The sequence below is a fragment of the Caulobacter sp. FG121 genome (genome assembly GCF_057809815.1).
On sequence record NZ_JBMDKR010000006.1, the window covers coordinates 109,875 to 128,312 of the forward strand.

The window sequence follows — 18,438 nt, forward strand, 5'->3', positions numbered from 1 at the left end:
GGAAACCTCCGCGCCTTTTTCATTGGTCGAGCCAGATTTTGCCGAGCCGCGCATTGTGACGCGCGTCGACCCGTAGCCGCCGTCGGTCAGTCCGGCTTTCTTGCCAGATAGACGTTGAGAGCCGGCGGCATCGCGACGCCGCCGTATCCGGATAGCTGTTCGACAAGGAAGCCGCAGGAGGCCAGCTGCTCCGTGACCGCAGAACTCGGCCATAGCCGCAGCCGATGCTCCTCGTGCGTCCGCGACCAAAGGCTATCCTGATGCTGACGAAAAATGCTGATCTGGCGAATGAGCTGGTTGTCTGCTTCGGTGGCAATCACGCCGACCGCCCAGCCCGGTCCATCGCTGAAGGCGCGTCCGGTTCCCGCTCGCCCCGGCGCAGCAATATCCAGCAGGAACACACCCCCGGGATCCAAGGCCTCGAACACGCGGCGGAAGACCTCGCTGAGGGCGGAACTATCGGCCGTAGTCGCATAGTTGAGCACTTCGCCGACGGCCGCGGCGGCCGTCGCTTTCGGAAACTCAGCGTCGAGAATTGAACCACATTCGAACTGTGCTTGGGGCATCCGCTCACGCGCCAGACTTATCAGCGCGGGAGATACGTCGATCCCCCAGGTTGAGAATTCGTGCCCAACCATCCGCCGACTCAGCGAACCGGCCCCGCATCCAAGGTCGAGCACCCGCCGTCCAGGATCGCCATCACCAAGCAGCGTAAGCAGCATAGCTGCGGCAGACACCGCCAAGGCCTCGTAGGCTTCGGCGTGCACGGAAGCCAAATCCTGCCCGTAGAAATCGGTCATGACTGTTCAACAATACGGCGCAGCTGCTCTCCACCCCCGGGTAGAAGATTCGGACAAGCAGACCAAGGGGTCTCCCGGCGAGACCCCGCCCGCGATCTCCTGCAAGCCAGCGTGCCGGTCTATCCAGCCTGGTCAAGGGTGGCCCTCCGGGCCATCGCTCCGCGACGCGAAGCGCCCTTGAGCAATCCGGGGAGACCGGCGATCCTCTCGCCATGAGATCAGGGCCCGGACTGGCCCCCTTTCCTTTCCAGCAGCCGCACGATCTCCGCCTGCTGATCCTTCGCCTCCGGCGAGCCGCTCCCGCCCCGGCCGGTCTGGCGGGTCGCGAGCATCATGGGCGTCGAGCCCTTGCCGTTGGACATGCCCGCATCCGCGCCACCTTCCAGCAACGCCTCAACCGCCGCCGCGCAGCGCGTCCGGACGGCGCGATGCAACGGCGCGACCCCGTTCATGTCGACCGCGTCCGGGTCAGCGCCCGCGGCGATCAGCACGGCGACGGTCGCGGCCTGATCCTGCGGCCGCCACGTCGCAAGGCCCGGCGTTCCGTCCGCCGCGTAGTGAAGGGGCGTCGCGCCCCGCCGGTTCTTCGCGGCGACGTCAGCGCCGAGGCCGATCAGGGTCCGCGCGATCTCCGGCCGATGCGCGGCGGCCGCCACATGCAGCGCCGTGTCGCCGGCGTAAACATAGTGGCTGATGGCGGTCAGATAGTTCTCGGTGGCGGTCTCCCGCGTCGCCCCTGCCCTCAGGACGACCCGAGCCAGATCTGGCGTGGCGTCCAGCAGGTCGTGCATCCCCACGGCATCCGCCGAGGCGATCGCGTTGAACAGCGCCCTGAGCGCCCCCTCGTCCATATGCGTGCGGCTCCAGCCTCCTGTCCGGCGACCACCCTGACACCCCCTTGCCTTTTCCCGCAACCTCCCGGAACTGTTGACGTTACGAGCCGGACCCACGACGCAAGGCCGCCGATGCGCAAGCCCGCCAAGACCAAGGCCCTGTACGCCGGCTCTTTCGATCCGGTGACCCGCGGCCACCTCGACATCATCGGCAAGGCCCTGCTGACCTTCGACACGGTCCACGTCGCCGTCGGCGCCAATGTGCGCAAAACACGGATGTTCGAGGTCGAGGAGAGTCGGCGGCTGATCGACCAGTCGATCCGTGAGCGCTGGCCCGAAGCGGCCTCCGCCACATCTGGCCAGCTGTTCGATGGCGCGCTGGACGTCGGCGAATTCGCCAATCGCAGCCTTCTGGCCTACGCCCGCGCCATCGGGGCGACCCACATCGTGCGCGGCCTGCGCGAGGCCAGCGACTTCAATGACGAGTTCAACCTGCACGGCGTCGCCGAGCGCATCGATCCCACGATCCAGATGGTCCATTTCATCTGCCAGGCGTCCTTCCTCCACGTGTCGTCGAGCACGGCCAAGGAGCTGGAGTCCTTCGGTGAGCCCGTGGACTGGCTGGTGATGCCCTGCGTGGAGGCGGCTTTCGCCGCGCGTCGGACGTGACATCGCTATCCGTCACCCCCCGACCCGGTGCTGAAACCGGACTACCGTCCGCCCCATTTCCGCCCCGGACTGTGATAAAGAAGGTTCCATGATCCGCACGCTCGTCCTCCTCGCGTTCTCGATCGTCACCCTCGCCGGCTGCGCCACCGCCAGCCGGTTCGACGCGGCCGGGGACGTACACAGCCTGCTCGTCGCTATCCGCGACAACGATCGCGACGCGTTCGACCGCTATGTCGACCGCAAGGCCCTCAAACAGAATCTCGAGGGCCGGGTGATGCGGGAAACGACCCGTCCCGACATGGACGACGGCGCCCGCGCGCTGGCGGCGCTGATCGCGCCCAACCTCGCCGACGTCGCCGTCGAGGCCCTGATCCGGCCGCAGGTGTTTCGCGCCATCGCCAACTACTACGGCTACACGCCGGACAAACCGCTGCCCGACCGCCTGGCGATCGGCGCGGCGCTCAAATATCTGCCCGACGGCCGGGTCTGCGCGACGAAGAAGAAGGACGGCCCCTGCCTCCTGATGTTCACCAATGTCGAGGGGACCTGGAAGTTGTCCGGATTCGAGGGCGACCTCGCCGACCTGCGCGGCAAGGGCCGCAAGACCCCGTAAGAGACCCTTTGATGACCCGTCCGCTTCACACCGTCGTCCTGACGGCCCTGATCCTGTCGCTGGCGGGGCCCGCTCTGGCCGCGCCGAAACGGATGGTGACCTACGACGCCGTCTCGCCGACCGCGCGGCGGCTGACCGGCGCGGGCCTGACCTTTGTCTTCACAAAGACGCTGCTGCGAACCCGCATCCATGCGGTGCGGGCCACCGCCGTGGCCGTCGGCATCGTGCCGCGCCCGTCGACCGACGGCGCGCTGAATCGCAAGCTCGACGCCCTGATGGGCCCGAACGCGGGCAGCGGCTCGCTCTATTCGATCGATCCCAAGGCCCAGGAGGGCCGGATCATGATCACGGCCTTCTGCCCCGGCTCGACGAAGGGCTGGCTGTCGATCGGCCAGGTCGGCTCACGACGGGACCTGCGGATGTTCGCCTTCGGGGATGACCCGACCACGGGAGAGCCACGGCTATGCGGCGACATGCTGTTCTCGTTCCACGGCGAGTGGCGCATGCCCGGCCCAACGAACGACGGCGTAACCGACCGGGTGTTCGCGCCCGATTTTGGCCGTCCCGGCGGCTAGGGGCTTCTCCTCCTTCGCCGGACCAGCCTAGTCTCCGCAGATGGGCGGGGGACACGACATGGCAGATATCGACGCGCTGAAGGCCTACGAGCGCTTCACCTTCACTGACGGGCCCTACACCCGCGAGGTGTTCCGGCGCGGGACGGGGCCGGCGGTGATCATCATGCACGAGATACCGGGCCTGCATCCGCTGGTTGTCGACTACGCCGACCGGGTGGCGGCCGCCGGCATGACGGTGTTCCTGCCCAGCCTGTTCGGGTCTCCGGGCAAGCAAGTCACGAACGGCTACGCCATCGGCCAGATGTTCATGAACATCTGCATCCGGCGAGAGTTCAACGCCTGGGCCAACGGCAAGTCGTCGGAGATCGTGAACTGGCTCCGCGCCCTTGCCCGCAAGGTCCACGCCGAGTGCGGCGGGCCCGGCGTCGGGGCGCTGGGCATGTGTTTCACCGGTGGCTTCGCCCTGGCCATGATGACCGAGCCCTCGGTCGTCGCCCCCGTGCTCAGCCAGCCCTCGCTGCCGCTCGGCAAGAAGGGCGCGCGAACCATCGACTGCTCGGCCGCCGAGATCCGCTGCGCCAAACAGCGCTTCGAGGACGAGGACCTCAGTCTGCTGGGCCTGGCTTTCCACGGCGACCCTTTCGTGCCGCCGGGCCGGTTCGAGATGCTCAAGGAAACTTTTGGCGACCGGTTCGAGGCGATTCAGCTCAAGCCGGAAGACGCCCGGCAAGGCACCGGACGACCGGGCCACTCCGTGTTGACCATCCATCTGGCCAACAGCGGCCCGACCCGTTACGCGGAGGCCCGCACCATCAGCTTCTTCCGCCACCGCCTCAGACTGGACAGCGCCCCCGCCTGAGCCTAGAAGCGCGCCCTTTCCGCCTATCCGGGGTTCGACCCCCCGCCAGGCGTCTGGATACAGATCATGTCACGCGCTTCCGCCCGCCACGGGAAATCCCGTCACGCTGCCCCGTCCGGTCCCTCGCAACGCCAGCTGCGCGCCGGCGAACTGATCCGCCACGCCCTGGTCGAGATCCTGCGTGAGGAACACCTCGCCGATCCGGCCCTGGCCGACGTTTCGGTGACCGTCTCCGAAGTGCGCATGAGCAGCGACCTCAAGCACGCCATCTGTTTCGTCGAGCCGCTCGGCGCCGGCGTCACCGGCGCGGAGACCCAGACGGTGGTCAAGGCCCTGAACAGCGCCAGCAAGCTGCTGCGCGGACGCCTCGGCCGGCATATCGACATGAAGTTCACGCCCGACCTGAAGTTCTTCCACGACGACAGCTTCGCTCACGCCGCGCGGATCGACCGCCTGTTCGACAACCCGCTGGTCCAGAAGGACCTGCATGCCGACGACCCGCCCGCTTCGGATGACGCCGGCGAGGAAGACTAGGTGGCCCGCCGCAAGAAGGGCGAGGCGGTCTCCGGCTGGGTCTGTCTCGACAAGCCCTACGACTTCGGCTCGACCCAGGCCGTCGGCAAGGTGCGCTGGCTCTACAACGCCCAGAAGGCCGGCCACGCCGGCACGCTGGACCCGCTGGCCACCGGCGTTCTGCCCATCGCGCTCGGAGAGGCGACCAAGACCGTCCCGTTCATGATGGACGCCGACAAGGCCTATCGGTTCACGCTGGAGTGGGGCCGCTCGACGACCACGCTGGACCGCGAAGGCGCGACCACCGCGGAATCCGACGTGCGCCCGACCCGCGATCAGGTCGAGGCGGCTCTCCCGGCCTTCATCGGCGAGATCCAACAGGTCCCGCCCAACTACTCGGCGGTCAAGGTCGACGGCGAGCGCGCTTATGACCTGGCCCGCGCCGGCGAGGACTTCGAGCTCAAGGCCCGCACCGTCACTATCCATTCGGCCCGCGTCAGCGCCGTTCCGGACGTCGACCACATCGAACTCGAGATCGAATGCGGCAAGGGCACCTATGTCCGCTCGATCGTCCGCGACCTGGCCGAGGCGCTCGGCGCCTGCGCCCATGTCAGCCAGCTGCGCCGGACCCGCGTTGGCCCGTTCGGCGAGGATCGTGCGATAACACTGGAAAATCTGGAAAATTTGAGCCATAAGGCCGCGCTTCCGGAGGTATTGCTCCCGGTCGAGACCGCGCTGGACGACATCCCGGCGTTGGCCGTGACCGCGGAGGACGCCTTTCGGCTGGCGCAGGGAAGACCCATCGTTCTCGTCCCCCGACAGGTCGAAACGCTCAAGGCCCGCCTCACCGGCGGTTCTCGACTCGTTTCAGCCATGGAAGGAGACAGGCTGGTGGCCCTCGCCGAGATGCGTGCGGGAAGGCTCAATCCCGTCCGGGTCTTTATTCAAGCCTGAGCGGAGACTTGACCGATGTCGATTACGCTGGAGCGCAAAGCCGCGCTTATCACTGAACATGGCCGCACCGCTGGTGACACCGGCAGCGCTGAAGTCCAAGTCGCGATCCTTTCGGAACGCATCGCCAACCTGACCGAGCACTTCAAGACCCACAAGAAGGACAATCACAGCCGTCGTGGCCTGCTGAAGCTGGTTTCCCAGCGTCGCGGTCTCCTCGACCACCTGAAGGCGTCCGACGAGAGCCGCTACACGGCGATCATCGAAAAGCTGGGCCTGCGCCGCTAGGCCTGCCCAAAACACCCACCTCCGTTCCGCGGGGGTGGGTGTTCTGCAACAGACCCTCCCTGTTCCTTCAGGCTCTGGAACGCCGAGGTGGAGACCCCAGGGTCTCATCTATCCGTACGTCGAGGGTTCAATCGAAATCCTCACCGGGCCTGACATCTGGAGAGGATTTCGGAAACGACGCCTGTCCGCCCCCGTTGGGAATACGCCCGCGGGATACAGAGAAAGACACACCCTCAAATGTTCGACATCAAACGCAAGACCATCGAATGGGGCGGCCGTCCGCTGACCATCGAAACCGGCCGCATGGCCCGTCAGGCTGACGGCGCGGTTCTGGTCACCTACGGCGATACCACGGTTCTGGCCGCGGTCACCTTCGCCAAGAGCCCCAAGCCCGGCCAGGACTTCTTCCCCCTGACCGTCAACTACCAGGAAAAGTTCTACGCCGCCGGCAAGATCCCCGGCAGCTTCCCGCGCCGCGAAACCGCGCCGTCGCAGAAAGAAACCCTGACCAGCCGCCTGATCGACCGTCCGATCCGCCCGCTGTTCGTCAAGGGCTTCAAGAATGAAGTGCTGGTCGTCGCCACCGTGCTGAGCCACGACCTGGAGAACGATCCGGACATCGTCGCCATGATCGGCGCCTCGGCTGCCCTGTGCATCTCCGGCGCCCCCTTCATGGGTCCGATCGCCGCCGCCCGCGTCGGCTACATCAACGGCGAATACGTGCTCAACCCGACGCTCGACGAGCTGAAGGAAAGCCAGATGGACCTCGTCGTGGCCGGCACCGCCGACGCCGTGATGATGGTTGAATCGGAAATCAAGGAACTGTCGGAAGAAGTCGTCCTCGGCGGCGTCTCCTTCGCCCACAAGGGCATGCAGCCGGTGATCGACGCGATCATCGAACTGGCCGAACACGCCGCCAAGGACGCCTTCGACTTCGAAACCGAAGACACCGACGCGCTGAAGGCCAAGATGAAGGACCTCGTCGGGGCCGACATCGCCGCCGGCTACAAGATCACCAAGAAGGGTGAGCGGGTCGACGCCATCGGCGCCGCCCGGTCCAAGGCCACCGCGGCCTTCGCCAAGTCCGACGCCAATCCGGACGGCTACGACGCCAACAAGCTGGGCGCCGTGTTCAAGGAACTGGAAGCGGACGTGGTCCGTCGCGGCATCCTCGACACCGGCATCCGCATCGACGGCCGCACGGTCGACAAGGTCCGCCAGATCATCGGCGAAGTGGGCATCCTGCCCCGCGCCCACGGTTCGGCCCTGTTCACCCGCGGCGAAACCCAGGCCCTGGTCGTGGCCACCCTGGGCACCGGCGACGACGAGCAGATGATCGACGCGCTGGAAGGCAAGTACTACGAGAAGTTCATGCTGCACTATAACTTCCCGCCCTACTCGGTCGGGGAGACGGGCCGCATGGGCGCGCCGAGCCGTCGCGACGTCGGTCACGGCAAGCTGGCCTGGCGGGCGATCCGTCCGATGCTGCCGAGCGCGGAAGAGTTCCCCTACACCATCCGCCTGGTCTCCGAGATCACCGAGTCCAACGGCTCGTCCTCGATGGCCACGGTCTGCGGCTCTTCGCTGGCCCTGATGGACGCGGGCGTGCCCCTGAAGAAGCCGGTCTCCGGCATCGCCATGGGCCTGATCCTCGAGAAGGACGGCTTCGCGGTTCTGTCGGACATCCTGGGTGACGAAGATCACCTGGGCGACATGGACTTCAAGGTCGCCGGCACCGAAGACGGCATCACCAGCCTGCAGATGGACATCAAGATCGCCGGCATCACCGAAGCGATCATGAAGCAGGCTCTCGAGCAGGCGAAGGCCGGCCGTCACCACATCCTCGGCGAAATGGCCAAGGCCATGGAAGCGCCGCGCGCGGAACTGGGCGAGTTCGCCCCGAAGATCGAGACGATCAAGATCCCGGTCGACAAGATCCGGGAAGTGATCGGCACGGGCGGCAAGGTGATCCGCGAGATCACCGCTGAAACCGGCGCCAAGATCGACATCGGCGAAGACGGCACGATCAAGATCGCCGCCTCCGACCAGGCCAAGATCGACGCCGCCAAGGAGTGGATCAAGTCGATCGCCTCGGAGCCCGAGCTGGGCGCCATCTACAACGGCAAGGTCGTCAAGGTCGTCGACTTCGGCGCCTTCGTGAACTTCTTCGGCGCCAAGGACGGCCTCGTCCACGTCAGCCAGATCAGCAACGAGCGGGTCTCCAAGCCCAGCGACGTGCTGACCGAAGGCCAGATGGTCAAGGTCAAGCTCCTCGGCTTCGACGATCGCGGCAAAACCAAGCTGTCGATGAAGGTCGTCGACCAGGAAACCGGCGAAGACCTCTCGGCCAAGGCGGAACCCGCCGAGGCGTAAGCCTTCCGGTTATCGCTGTGAGATCAGGGGCGGCTTCGGAAACGGAGCCGCCCTTTTTCATTGCATTGTTCCGAATGGACCGTTTGCGGCGAGTATGGCTTTATCACTGAATGAAGTTTGTGATGATCGACGTCGAAACCGCAAACCCGCAGATGGCAAGCATTTGCCAAATCGGGGTCGTAGGCTTTGAGAATGGCCAGGAATCCTTTGCGGACAGCGCATTCGTAGATCCAGAGGATTACTTTCACCCAATCAACGTCAGCATTCACGGAATAAACCCAGATCGCGTCGTCGGAGCTCCCAATTTTCAAGATGTGTCTCGCTGGCTAGATGGACACCTGCGCGATCAAATCGTGATTAGTCATACGGCTTTCGACCGCACCGCACTTTCCCAAGCCGCCTCGAGATATGGAATCCAGGGACAGAGCTGTCGTTGGCTTGATAGTGCCCGGATCGCTAGGCGCGCGTGGCCGCAATATTCGGAAAGCGGGTTCAGCCTAAAAAACCTCGCTAAGGAGTTTGGGATCAAGTTCCGCCATCACGATGCGCTTGAGGACGCGCGCGCCGCAGGCCTGATTGTTCTCAAGGCCATTTCCGACAGCGGACTGGGTTTGGAGGAATGGTTCTCTCGATGTGCTCAACCCCTTTCAGGGCCGGCGAGATCAGTTTCGCGAACGGGCGATGGTGATGGTCCGTTGGTAGGCGAAACCGTAGTTATCACCGGGACTTTGTCTCAGCCGCGGCAACGAATTGCAGACCTGCTTCATGAAGCTGGTGGAGCGGTCGATGCTGGGGTGACCAAGCGAACAACATTGCTGGTGGTCGGCGATCAGGACGTTGATCGGCTTGCGGGCAAAGACAAGAGCTCTAAGCAGATTAAGGCTGAGGAGCTCATCGCGGCAGGGTATCCTATACGCATTCTTCAGGAGTCCGATCTGTTCGCGCTCATGAGTTGAGCGCGGACTATTCCCCAAACCCTATGCCGGGATGATCGCCGGGCGTTCCGGGTTGCTCAAGGGCGCTTCGCGTCGCGGAGCGATGGGCCGGAGGCCCACCCTTGACCAACCCGGCACGTCCGGCACGCTGGCCTGCAAGGGTTTAAGGCTCTTCCTCTCCCGGAGGGAGAGGTGGCCCGGCGGAGCCGGGTCGGAGAGGGATATGGCATCGCCTCAGGCATTGCGCCGGCGAAAAACGCGCGCTTGAATTGAATCCATGCAAAACGCGCCCCGCTTCGCCGACGCGGGCGCGAGCCCATCGGCAGACGATGACCCCCTCGGAGATGGCCCTGTGGCGCGCTCTGAGGGCAAACAGGTTCAAGGGCCTGCGATTCCGGCGGCAGCACCCCTTCGGCCCCTACATCCTCGACTTCTACTGCGACCGCGCGAAACTGGCCGTCGAGGTCGATGGCGGCGTCCACCAGCACGACGATCAGATGGCTCGCGATGCAACGCGCGACGCATGGGTGGCGAAGCGGGGCGTCCGGACGCTTCGCCTGCCAGCCAGCCTGGTTCTGGAAGACATCGATGCGGCGCTCGGACTGATCAGCGCGGACCTCGGCTGGCGGGGCCCGAGCTCCCCTTTCGGGTAGATCGGGGTCTCCCTCTCCGACCTGGCTCCGCCAGGCCACCTCTCCCTCCGGGAGAGGATGAGATCCGCCCCCAAAGTAAACGCCCCTTAACCCTCTCCGCGCGACAACGGGCGGTCACGGGAACGGGGATTCGAATGGCGCGGGCGATGCGGCGATCGGGGCTGGAGATGGCGATGGAACTCGTCGCCTGGGCCTGGGCGCGCCCGCTGACCACGCGGCTGCGCGGGGGCGTCATCGCGGCATCCGGCGCGGCGCTGATCGCGGCCTTCGCCAGCTGGAATTCCGCCGACCCCAGCCTGAATGCCGCCTCCGCCCTTCCGGCCACCAATCTGATGGGTGGCATGGGCGCGCTGATCGCCGACATCTGCCTGCAATCACTGGGTCTGGCGGCCTGGGGCCTGGCCCTGCTGATGATCGTCTTTGGCCTGACCCGCGTGCTGGAGCCCGAGCCCGGCATGGGCCGGGCCCCCATGCGCCTGCGGGCGATGATCGGCCTGCTGGCGGTGTTCGCCCTCGCCGGAGCCCTGTCGGGGCCGACGCCACCCAAGAGCTGGGCGCTGGCCGGCGGTCTCGGCGGTTTCTGGGGCGACGCCCTGCTGGGCGCCCTCTCTGGTCTGCTCGGATTTGCCCATATCCCGGCCGCCGGCGTCTTCGCCGGGCTGATCCTGCTGGGGCTGGGCGCAATCGGTCTTGCGCTGGCGCTGGGCGCCAGTCGCGAAAGCATGGCCGAGGCCGCCGGCGGGGCGCTGGAGCACCTTCTGGACCGCGCCCGTCGCGCGCCGGCGCCCGCGCCGGTCCCCGCGAGCGCCCCTGCCGTGCGCCGTCGCGCCGAGCGGGCCGCCAAGCCCCTGGCCTTCGCAGACGACGCCAGCCCGGCGGCCGAAGTCCCGACACCGATCCAGGCCCCAATCGCGCGCAACGCCGACGGCGAGCCGGCCATCAAGCCACCCAAGGCCACGCCCCGCAGCAGCGGCCGAGAGGTGCGCGAGCAGCAGAAGACCTTCGACTTCGTCCAGCCCGGCGGCTTCATGCTGCCGGAACTGGCCATTCTCGCGAAGCCAAAGCCCCGCGCCGGCAATTTCGACGAGGAAGGGCTGCGCCAGAACGCCCGGCTGCTGGAGAGCGTGCTGGCGGAGTTCGGCGTGCGCGGGAACATCGACCAGATCCGTCCGGGCCCGGTCGTGACCCTGTACGAACTGGTCCCGGCCCCCGGCGTGAAGCACGCCCGCGTCGTCGCGCTCGCCGACGACATCTCCCGCTCGATGGGCGTGGCCGCCTGCCGGGTGTCCGTCGTTCAGGGTCGTAACGCCATCGCGCTGGAACTGCCCAACACCAAGCGCGAGACGGTCTATCTGCGCGACCTGCTGGCCAGCGCCGACTACGAGAAGCAATTCCAGACCCTGCCGATGGCGCTGGGCGAGACGATCGGCGGCGAGCCTTACATCGCCGACCTGGCCAAGATGCCCCACCTGCTGATCGCGGGGACCACCGGCTCGGGCAAGTCGGTGGGGGTCAACGCCATGATCCTGTCGATCCTCTACCGCCTGCCGCCCGAGCAGTGCCGGTTCATCATGATCGACCCGAAGATGCTCGAGCTGAGCGTCTACGACGGCATTCCGCACCTGCTGGCGCCGGTTGTGACCGACTCCAAGAAGGCCATCGTCGCCCTGAAGTGGACTGTCCGCGAGATGGAAGACCGCTATCGCCGCATGGCCAAGATCGGCGTGCGCGGCATCGCGGCCTACAACGAGCGGGCGAAGGAGGCGATCGACAAGGGCGAGCACTTCGAGCGCACCGTCCAGACCGGCTTTGACGACAACGGCCGGCCGATCTTCGAGAGCGAGAAGATCCGCCCCGAGCACATGCCCTATCTGGTGGTGGTCATCGACGAGGTGGCCGACCTGATGATGGTCGCCGGCAAGGATATCGAGGGCGCGGTGCAGCGGCTGGCCCAGATGGCCCGGGCCGCCGGCATTCACCTGATCATGGCCACCCAGCGCCCGTCGGTCGACGTCATCACCGGCACCATCAAGGCCAACTTCCCGACCCGGATCAGCTTCCAGGTCACCTCACGGATCGACAGCCGCACGATCCTTGGCGAGCAGGGCGCCGAGCAGCTGCTGGGCCAGGGCGACATGCTCTACATGGCCGGGGGATCCGGCGGCCGTCTGACGCGCCTGCACGGCCCGTTCGTGGCCGACGAGGAAGTCGCCGCGGTGGCCAAGTTCCTGCGCGAGCAGGGCAGCCCGCAATACCTCGACGAGGTCACGGCCGGGGCCGAGGACGAGGCCGACGAGGGCCAGGGCGGCCTGGCCTTCGGCGACGAGAACGGCGCCGGCGACGGTGGCCTGTACGACAAGGCGGTGGCTGTGGTCACCCGCGACGGCAAGGCTTCGACCAGCTACATCCAGCGCCGGCTGCAGATCGGCTACAACCGCGCCGCCTCGCTGATGGAACGCATGGAGCAGGAAGGGGTTGTTGGTCCCGCCAACCATGCCGGCAAACGCGAGATCCTCGTCGGGCCCCCACCCTAGGCCGGGCGCCCTAGATTCGCCGCCGGGAGCTGCTAGACGAGTTTCATGGACACGACCCGCCGCGCCCTTCTGCTTGCCGCCCCCGCCCTGATGCTGGCCGGACCGGCCCTTGCCCTGCCCGCCGCCGACCAGGCGCTGGTCGACAAGGCCGTGGCCTACCTGCAGGGGCTGCCCTCGGCCCGCGGCCGTTTTGTGCAGACCGACCCCCGCGGCTCGGTGACCCAGGGCGCCGTCTTCCTCCAGCGCCCCGGCCGCGCGCGCTTCGAATATGATGCGCCGTCCAGCCTGCTGGTCGTCTCGGACGGCAAGGTGGTCTCGGTGGCCGACAAACGGCTCAAGACGGTCAACCGCTACTTCCTCAACCAGACACCGCTGAAACTGTTCCTGGCCGACGAAATCCGGCTGGACCGGGGTGTGACGGTCACCCGTGTGAACCGGCTCGCCGACGGCTTCGAGCTCACGGCCCAGGACCGGGTCGGCAAGACTCGCGGGCAGATCGTCCTGACGTTCGGCGATGCGCCCATGCAGTTGCTCGGCTGGAAGATCACGGACGCCCGCAACGCCGAGACCCAGGTCCGTCTGACCAGCCTCGTGAGGGTCAGCGATCTCGATCCCGGCCTGTTCCGCGCGCCCTTCCCGCAGCAGCCCACGCGCCGTTAGGAATCGTGACACATTCGCAACAGGCAATCGCCCCCGCGAATCACCGTTGACGTTTCCATTGTTCCGTTGCGATAAAGCCACTCATGGATTGCGCGCCCGACCTCGCGCACCCCTGAGATACCGTGCCGGAACCTATCCCCTCCCGGCCGCGGCATGAGAGACCACTTTTTACGCCCGGACGCCTCACCCGCGTCCGGGCGTTTTCTTTGAGCCGAAGCAGCTTATCTGGGTCCCATGCGGCTGCGTCTCGCCACCTGGAATATCAACTCCGTCCGCCCGCGTGGCGAGCTCATCGGTCGGATGGTCGACGAGATCGCGCCCGATGTCCTGTGCCTGCAGGAGATCAAGTGTCAGACGCACGAGTTCCCCACGGCGATGTTCGAGGCCCTCGGCTTCAACCACTTCCGTATCGCCGGCCAGAAGGGCTGGCACGGGGTGGCCATCGCCTCTCGCCTGCCGATCGAGGATGCGCCGCTGCTGGATGTCTGCCGCGAGGGCCACGCCCGTTGCGTCGGGGCGAAGATCGCCGGCGTCGAGATCCATAATTTCTACATTCCGGCCGGCGGCGACGTGCCCGACCGGGCCCTGAACCCGAAATTCGACCATAAGCTCGACTTCTACGCCACGCTGACGGCCGAACTGGCGAAACGCGACCCCGGGACCCCGCTGGTGGTGACCGGCGACCTCAATGTGGCCCCGGGTGAGTTCGACGTCTGGAACCACCGCTACATGTCGAAGATCGTCAGCCATACGCCGGTCGAGATCGCGGCCTTCCGGGCGCTGGAGGCCTCGCTCGGCCTCACCAACCTCATGCGCGAGGCGGCGCCCGAACCCGAAAAGCTGGCCAGCTGGTGGAGTTACCGCGCCGCCGACTTCCGTCAGTCGAACCGCGGCCTGCTGCTGGACCACATCCTGGTCACGCCGGGCCTGCGGGACGCCGCCTTCGCCGGCGGCAAGGCCCAGGCCCGGATCCATGACGACGTGCGCGGCTGGGACAAGCCCAGCGACCACGCCCCCGTATCGGCCGACTTCAACCTCTGATCAGCAGGCGATCGCCTGGACGTGGCCGGCGGCGGCATACTCCAGCAACGGCCTGTCGCGGGTCATGATCCGGCACCCCAGCGCGCGCGCTGTCGCCGCGATCACGCGATCAGCGGGGTCCCGGAGCCGTGAGTGGGGCAGGAAGGACGCCTCGATGAGGATCGCCGGGGTCATGTCGGCGGATTGAACGCCCGCTTCGAGCAGACCCGAAAACCAGACGAGCGGGGGCCCCAGAAGCGCGACCCGCCCCCTGGCGACCAGCATGCCCATTTCCCACGCCGTGATGGGCGATACCAGCAGCGGAATCCCATCCCGCTCGGCCTGTTCGATGGTCTCCTGCGCGCCCGGGGACAAGCCTTGCGGTTCGGCGGCCAAGATAGCGGCGCAGGTGTCCAGCAGGATCGGCGCGCGGCTCACCGCTCGGCGTCCCAGTGGTCGCTGACCGGCGCCGCGAGGTCGACGCCGGGCGCTACGGTGACCATGCCGCCCAGCCGGGCGCGAACGCGCTCCAGAATGGTCCCTGAACGAGGCTGCGGCGCTGACGCGGCCGGGGAGACCCGCCGGAAGACGAGCTGTTCGCGGCCGATATCGACCTGCTCCGTCTGAAAGCCGGCGGCCAGCCAGGCTTTGGTCATGACATTGTTGTCGGGATTGTTGCTCCACCAGGCCGGATATCGTCGGGACGCCGGCAGCGCATGGCCCGTGACCCGCTCGATCTCGGCGAAGGTCATGGGGACCTCGTCCCCGGCCGTTTCGGCCAGAAACTCGGTCAGCGGGTCATATTTACCCATGTTAGCCCCCAATTTTACACATGAGGCTACATGTAGGTTTTATATGTGTCTACTAAGGTTGCAGCCGGTAGCCACCCGCTTCGGTCAGCAGCAGCCTGGCGTTGGCCGGGTCGGGCTCGATCTTCTGGCGCAGCCGGTAGACGTGGGTTTCCAGCGTGTGGGTCGTGACGCCGGCATTGTAGCCCCACACCTCGGTCAGCAGTTCCTCACGCGACACCGCCTTGGATCCCGAGCGGTAGAGGTACTTGAGGATATTGGTTTCCTTCTCCGTCAGCCGGACCTTCTTGGCCTTGTCGTCGACCAGGAGCTTGGACGCGGGGCGGAATTCGTAAGGGCCGATCCGGAAGACGGCGTCCTCGGACGCCTCATGACTGCGAAGCTGGCTGCGGATATGGGCCAGAAGCACGCCGAACCGGAAGGGCTTGGTCAGATACCCGTTGGCGCCGGAATCGAGACCCAGAATCGTGTCGGCGTCACTGGCCGCAGCGGTCAGCATGATGATGGGACAGGTCACCCCACCCTTGCGCATCAGCCGGCAGGCCTCGCGGCCATCCATGTCGGGCAGGTCGACGTCGAGCAGGATCAGGTCCGGACGGGCTTCCTTGCCGAGGCGGGCGCCCTCGCCGGCTGTCTCGGCCTGGACGACGGCGAACTCCTCATGAAGCTGAAGCTGTTCGGCGAGCGCGCCGCGCAGGTCGGCGTCATCGTCGACGATCAGAAGGGTCTTGCGTTGCACCATAGGGGGACCATGCACCGGTTTGGGCCCGCAGGCCAACCACCGCAGGGCATTTCCGTTCAGAGATAGGAAGGCCGACGCGCCAGCGCGAGCCTCAGCGCGCCATTCGACCGCCAAAGAGCGCTGATCCGACGCGAACGCTGGTGGCGCCCTGGCTCACTGCGATCTCATAGTCGGCGCTCATGCCCATCGAGAGCTTCCGCAGGCCGTTGCGCTCGGCGATCGCAGCCAGCCAGGCAAAGAACGGGGCCGCCGGCGCGCCATCCGGCGGGATGCACATCAGACCCTCGATCAGGAGCCCGAGCCCGCGGCACTGGTCGATGAAGGCATCCGCATCGGAAGGCGCGACGCCGGCCTTCTGCGGCTCCTCGCCGATATTGACCTGAACATAGAGGCGAGGGGTGCGGCCGGTCCTGGCCAGTTCCGCCGCAACGGCCCTGGCCAGCTTCTCGCGGTCGATCGTCTCGATGACATCAAACAGGGCGACCGCCTCGCGCACCTTGTTGGTCTGCAGGGGCCCGATCAGCCGCAGTTCAACGCCTGAGCGGCGCGAAGCCCATCGCGCCTCGGCTTCCTGGACCCTGTTTTCGCCGAAAACGCGCTGTCCGCTGGCCAGCATCGCGTCGATCCGCTCATCAGGCTGTTGCTTGGAGACCGCGACCAGAGTCACATCGTCCGGATCGCGGCCGGCCTGACGGGCGGCGACGGCGATGCGATCCAGCACCGAAAGGCGGGCGGCGGCGATTTCCGATGACAGCGGCAAACGACGACCTCCGCAACTTGATGGATGTTGCTGCGTCCTTACGACCCCGGTTCGCCAACGAAAAGGACCTGCCCCGGCTCCTGTTCGTCACGGACCCGCTTCGGACGCCCGATCCGGTCTCTATCACCAGCCGCCTTCCGGAGGGCTGTGGCGTCATCTACCGGGCCTTCGGCGCACCGGACGCGCTGGCGACCGCCCTGACCCTCCGTGCGATCGCCGCCGAACGAGGCCTCAAGCTCCTCATCGGCGCCGACGCGGACCTGGCCAGGGCTTGTGAGGCGGATGGGCTCCATCTTCCGGAACGGGCCCTGGACGAGGCTCCAGGCGTGCGGGATCGCCATCCCGACTGGATCCTGACCGCCGCAGCCCATTCCCTGGATCCCGTGCAGCGCGCGGCGGCGGGCGGCTGCGACGCGGCGATCGTCTCAAAGCTCTTTTCAAGCCGCAGCCATTCACCCGGGGACGCAATTGGTGTGTCCGGCTTCATGGCATTGGTCGATGCGGCCCGACTGCCGGTCTACGCGCTCGGAGGCGTCAACATGGCCACGGCCCCGCAGCTGTCAGGCTCGGGCATACAGGGCTTGGCGATGGTGGATGGTCTGGCGGACGCCGTCAGAACTTGAAGGCGGTCTCGAGGCGCACGCGAGGCGTTTCCTCATTGTCGCCGGGCTTGCGAACCGGGGCCAGCTGCGGACCAACGCCAACCGCGCCACCGACCCGCAGTTGCGGCGTCACACGGAAGAAGGCGCCGGCTTCGACGTCGCGCGCCTGGGCGTCAACACCCATGCGCGGGGCGATATCCAGCATCAGGCCCCAGCGGCCCTTCTTGGCGTCCCACACGAGCGTGCGACGGCCGCTCGGCGTTCCAAACTGGGAGTCTCTCAGATTGAAGTCGCCGCGAACGATGAAGGCGTCCGCAGCGCTTGGCGTCCGCGGCTTGGCGGGAGCGTTTTGCGCAATAGCCGCCGTCGCCGACCCCGTAAGGGCCAGCGCCGCAACCACCGCGATGCTCCAGAACTTCGCCATTTTCGCCTTCCGGCTCCCCCAGCCGCTTTGCCCGATCCATCTTCGCTATTGGAGATGGGTGGGCCTCGATCGCGATTAAAGGCCGTCCTGCGCCAGGGTCAACGACCGGCGGCGGAGTCTGGGCTTGAGTCAGACGATTCCCGCCTCGCCTGTGGCGCGAGGGACACGCGATTCCCGTTTGGCGACGACGAGGCCATGTTGTAGACGCACTTGATGGGCACGGGGTGAACGTCGGTCTGTCTTCAACAGGAAGACAACCGTTGGAACGAGTGGAGCGAGAGAACATGGCGTTTGCGCGCGGATCATGGATGCGGGTCGCCTCTGTCGGAGTGCTGGCCGCGGTTCTCGTGGGCGTCTCCGCCTGTGGCTCCACGGGCGGATCCCGGACTTTCCAGACCCAGGAAGAGGGTGGCGGGTTTCGGCTGTCCCTGCCGGGCATGAGCGGCGGCGCCCCGAAGGGCGGCGCCGGCGGGCCGGCCCAGCTGGGCGTCAACGGCTACCTGTGGCGCGCGACGCTGGACACCTTGTCCTTCATGCCGCTGGCCTCGGCCGACCCCTATGGCGGCGTGGTCATCACGGACTGGTACGTGAACCCGGAAAAGCCGAACGAGCGCTTCAAGGCGACCGTCTACATCCTCGATACGCGACTTAGGGCCGACGGCCTGAACGTCACGGTCTTCAAGCAGATCAGCGACGGCGCCGGCGGCTGGACCGACGCGCCGACCGCCGCCCAGACCGAGACGGATATCGAGAACGCCATCCTGACCCGGGCGCGCCAGCTGCACCTGGCCAACCTCTCCGGCTGATTCCGGACATCAAGCACCA

The 18,438-nt window shown here is 66.6% G+C and carries 22 protein-coding genes; 15 read left to right on the forward strand and 7 right to left on the reverse strand.

Features of this window, described 5'->3' with window-relative positions; genetic code table 11:
* Positions 1 to 86: 86 nt before the first annotated feature.
* Together ACODSL_RS15265 and ACODSL_RS15270 are read right to left on the reverse strand one after the other, a co-directional pair.
* Positions 87 to 800, reverse strand: a complete 714-nt coding sequence (locus ACODSL_RS15265; protein ID WP_488901569.1) for a class I SAM-dependent methyltransferase — start codon at positions 798 to 800, stop codon at positions 87 to 89.
* A gap of 218 nt (positions 801 to 1,018) precedes the next feature.
* The gene (locus tag ACODSL_RS15270; RefSeq protein ID WP_488901570.1) at positions 1,019 to 1,651 is read right to left on the reverse strand and encodes an ankyrin repeat domain-containing protein; all 633 of its coding nucleotides are present in this window, start codon (positions 1,649 to 1,651) and stop codon (positions 1,019 to 1,021) included.
* Positions 1,652 to 1,765: 114 nt separating this feature from the next.
* Between ACODSL_RS15270 and coaD the strand changes: the two genes are divergently transcribed.
* The 13 genes from coaD (at position 1,766) to ACODSL_RS15335 (ending at position 14,297) form a co-directional block, all read left to right on the forward strand.
* Positions 1,766 to 2,302: a pantetheine-phosphate adenylyltransferase gene (gene coaD, locus ACODSL_RS15275; RefSeq protein WP_488901571.1), complete on the forward strand. Its 537-nt coding sequence runs from the start codon at positions 1,766 to 1,768 to the stop codon at positions 2,300 to 2,302.
* 88 nt (positions 2,303 to 2,390) lie between these two features.
* Entirely contained in the window at positions 2,391 to 2,915 is a 525-nt protein-coding gene (locus ACODSL_RS15280; protein ID WP_488901572.1) for a DUF2939 domain-containing protein, read from the forward strand.
* Positions 2,916 to 2,926: 11 nt separating this feature from the next.
* Entirely contained in the window at positions 2,927 to 3,490 is a 564-nt protein-coding gene (locus ACODSL_RS15285) for a BRCT domain-containing protein (RefSeq protein ID WP_488901573.1), read from the forward strand.
* A gap of 58 nt (positions 3,491 to 3,548) precedes the next feature.
* Positions 3,549 to 4,349 carry a dienelactone hydrolase family protein gene (locus tag ACODSL_RS15290; protein WP_488901574.1) on the forward strand — a complete coding sequence of 267 codons (801 nt, stop codon included), beginning with the start codon at positions 3,549 to 3,551 and terminating at the stop codon, positions 4,347 to 4,349.
* Between the two features lie 66 nt (positions 4,350 to 4,415).
* Positions 4,416 to 4,883 carry a 30S ribosome-binding factor RbfA gene (gene rbfA / locus ACODSL_RS15295; RefSeq protein WP_488901575.1) on the forward strand — a complete coding sequence of 156 codons (468 nt, stop codon included), beginning with the start codon at positions 4,416 to 4,418 and terminating at the stop codon, positions 4,881 to 4,883.
* Entirely contained in the window at positions 4,884 to 5,816 is a 933-nt protein-coding gene (truB, locus tag ACODSL_RS15300; protein ID WP_488901576.1) for a tRNA pseudouridine(55) synthase TruB, read from the forward strand.
* A 15-nt stretch (positions 5,817 to 5,831) separates the two neighbouring features.
* The gene (gene rpsO, locus ACODSL_RS15305) at positions 5,832 to 6,101 is read left to right on the forward strand and encodes a 30S ribosomal protein S15 (RefSeq protein ID WP_488901577.1); all 270 of its coding nucleotides are present in this window, start codon (positions 5,832 to 5,834) and stop codon (positions 6,099 to 6,101) included.
* Between the two features lie 237 nt (positions 6,102 to 6,338).
* The gene (pnp, locus tag ACODSL_RS15310; protein ID WP_488901578.1) at positions 6,339 to 8,474 is read left to right on the forward strand and encodes a polyribonucleotide nucleotidyltransferase; all 2,136 of its coding nucleotides are present in this window, start codon (positions 6,339 to 6,341) and stop codon (positions 8,472 to 8,474) included.
* 122 nt (positions 8,475 to 8,596) lie between these two features.
* Entirely contained in the window at positions 8,597 to 9,430 is an 834-nt protein-coding gene (locus tag ACODSL_RS15315) for an exonuclease domain-containing protein (protein WP_488901579.1), read from the forward strand.
* Positions 9,431 to 9,678: 248 nt separating this feature from the next.
* Positions 9,679 to 10,062 (forward strand): endonuclease domain-containing protein, encoded by a 384-nt coding sequence (locus ACODSL_RS15320; RefSeq protein WP_488901580.1) that lies wholly within the window; start codon positions 9,679 to 9,681, stop codon positions 10,060 to 10,062.
* Positions 10,063 to 10,196: 134 nt separating this feature from the next.
* A complete protein-coding gene (locus tag ACODSL_RS15325) occupies positions 10,197 to 12,596 on the forward strand; it encodes an FtsK/SpoIIIE family DNA translocase (RefSeq protein ID WP_488901581.1) in 2,400 nt (799 codons plus the stop codon).
* 45 nt (positions 12,597 to 12,641) lie between these two features.
* Entirely contained in the window at positions 12,642 to 13,256 is a 615-nt protein-coding gene (locus ACODSL_RS15330) for a LolA family protein (RefSeq protein WP_488901582.1), read from the forward strand.
* Positions 13,257 to 13,490: 234 nt separating this feature from the next.
* Positions 13,491 to 14,297 carry an exodeoxyribonuclease III gene (locus ACODSL_RS15335; protein ID WP_488901583.1) on the forward strand — a complete coding sequence of 269 codons (807 nt, stop codon included), beginning with the start codon at positions 13,491 to 13,493 and terminating at the stop codon, positions 14,295 to 14,297.
* Here ACODSL_RS15335 and ACODSL_RS15340 read toward each other — a convergent pair whose 3' ends face one another.
* From ACODSL_RS15340 to ACODSL_RS15355, 4 genes are all read right to left on the reverse strand, one after another.
* Positions 14,298 to 14,714, reverse strand: a complete 417-nt coding sequence (locus ACODSL_RS15340; protein ID WP_488901584.1) for a type II toxin-antitoxin system VapC family toxin — start codon at positions 14,712 to 14,714, stop codon at positions 14,298 to 14,300. It abuts the gene before it with no gap.
* Positions 14,711 to 15,088, reverse strand: coding sequence for a DUF7662 domain-containing protein (locus tag ACODSL_RS15345; RefSeq protein WP_488901585.1), 378 nt, complete (start codon positions 15,086 to 15,088; stop codon positions 14,711 to 14,713). Before ACODSL_RS15345 ends, ACODSL_RS15340 begins: the two co-directional genes overlap by 4 nt.
* Before the next feature lie 52 nt (positions 15,089 to 15,140).
* Positions 15,141 to 15,827, reverse strand: coding sequence for a response regulator transcription factor (locus tag ACODSL_RS15350; protein WP_488901586.1), 687 nt, complete (start codon positions 15,825 to 15,827; stop codon positions 15,141 to 15,143).
* A gap of 91 nt (positions 15,828 to 15,918) precedes the next feature.
* Positions 15,919 to 16,569, reverse strand: coding sequence for a YggS family pyridoxal phosphate-dependent enzyme (locus tag ACODSL_RS15355; RefSeq protein WP_488901712.1), 651 nt, complete (start codon positions 16,567 to 16,569; stop codon positions 15,919 to 15,921).
* A 5-nt stretch (positions 16,570 to 16,574) separates the two neighbouring features.
* Between ACODSL_RS15355 and ACODSL_RS15360 the strand changes: the two genes are divergently transcribed.
* The gene (locus ACODSL_RS15360; protein WP_488901587.1) at positions 16,575 to 17,210 is read left to right on the forward strand and encodes a thiamine phosphate synthase; all 636 of its coding nucleotides are present in this window, start codon (positions 16,575 to 16,577) and stop codon (positions 17,208 to 17,210) included.
* Here ACODSL_RS15360 and ACODSL_RS15365 read toward each other — a convergent pair.
* Positions 17,200 to 17,613, reverse strand: coding sequence for an NtrZ family periplasmic regulatory protein (locus tag ACODSL_RS15365; protein WP_488901588.1), 414 nt, complete (start codon positions 17,611 to 17,613; stop codon positions 17,200 to 17,202). The two genes, ACODSL_RS15360 and ACODSL_RS15365, sit on opposite strands and share 11 nt — an antisense overlap.
* 308 nt (positions 17,614 to 17,921) lie before the next feature.
* On the opposite strand from ACODSL_RS15365, the gene ACODSL_RS15370 reads away from it, so the two are divergent.
* Positions 17,922 to 18,419, forward strand: coding sequence for a DUF3576 domain-containing protein (locus tag ACODSL_RS15370; RefSeq protein ID WP_488901589.1), 498 nt, complete (start codon positions 17,922 to 17,924; stop codon positions 18,417 to 18,419).
* Positions 18,420 to 18,438: the final 19 nt, after the last annotated feature.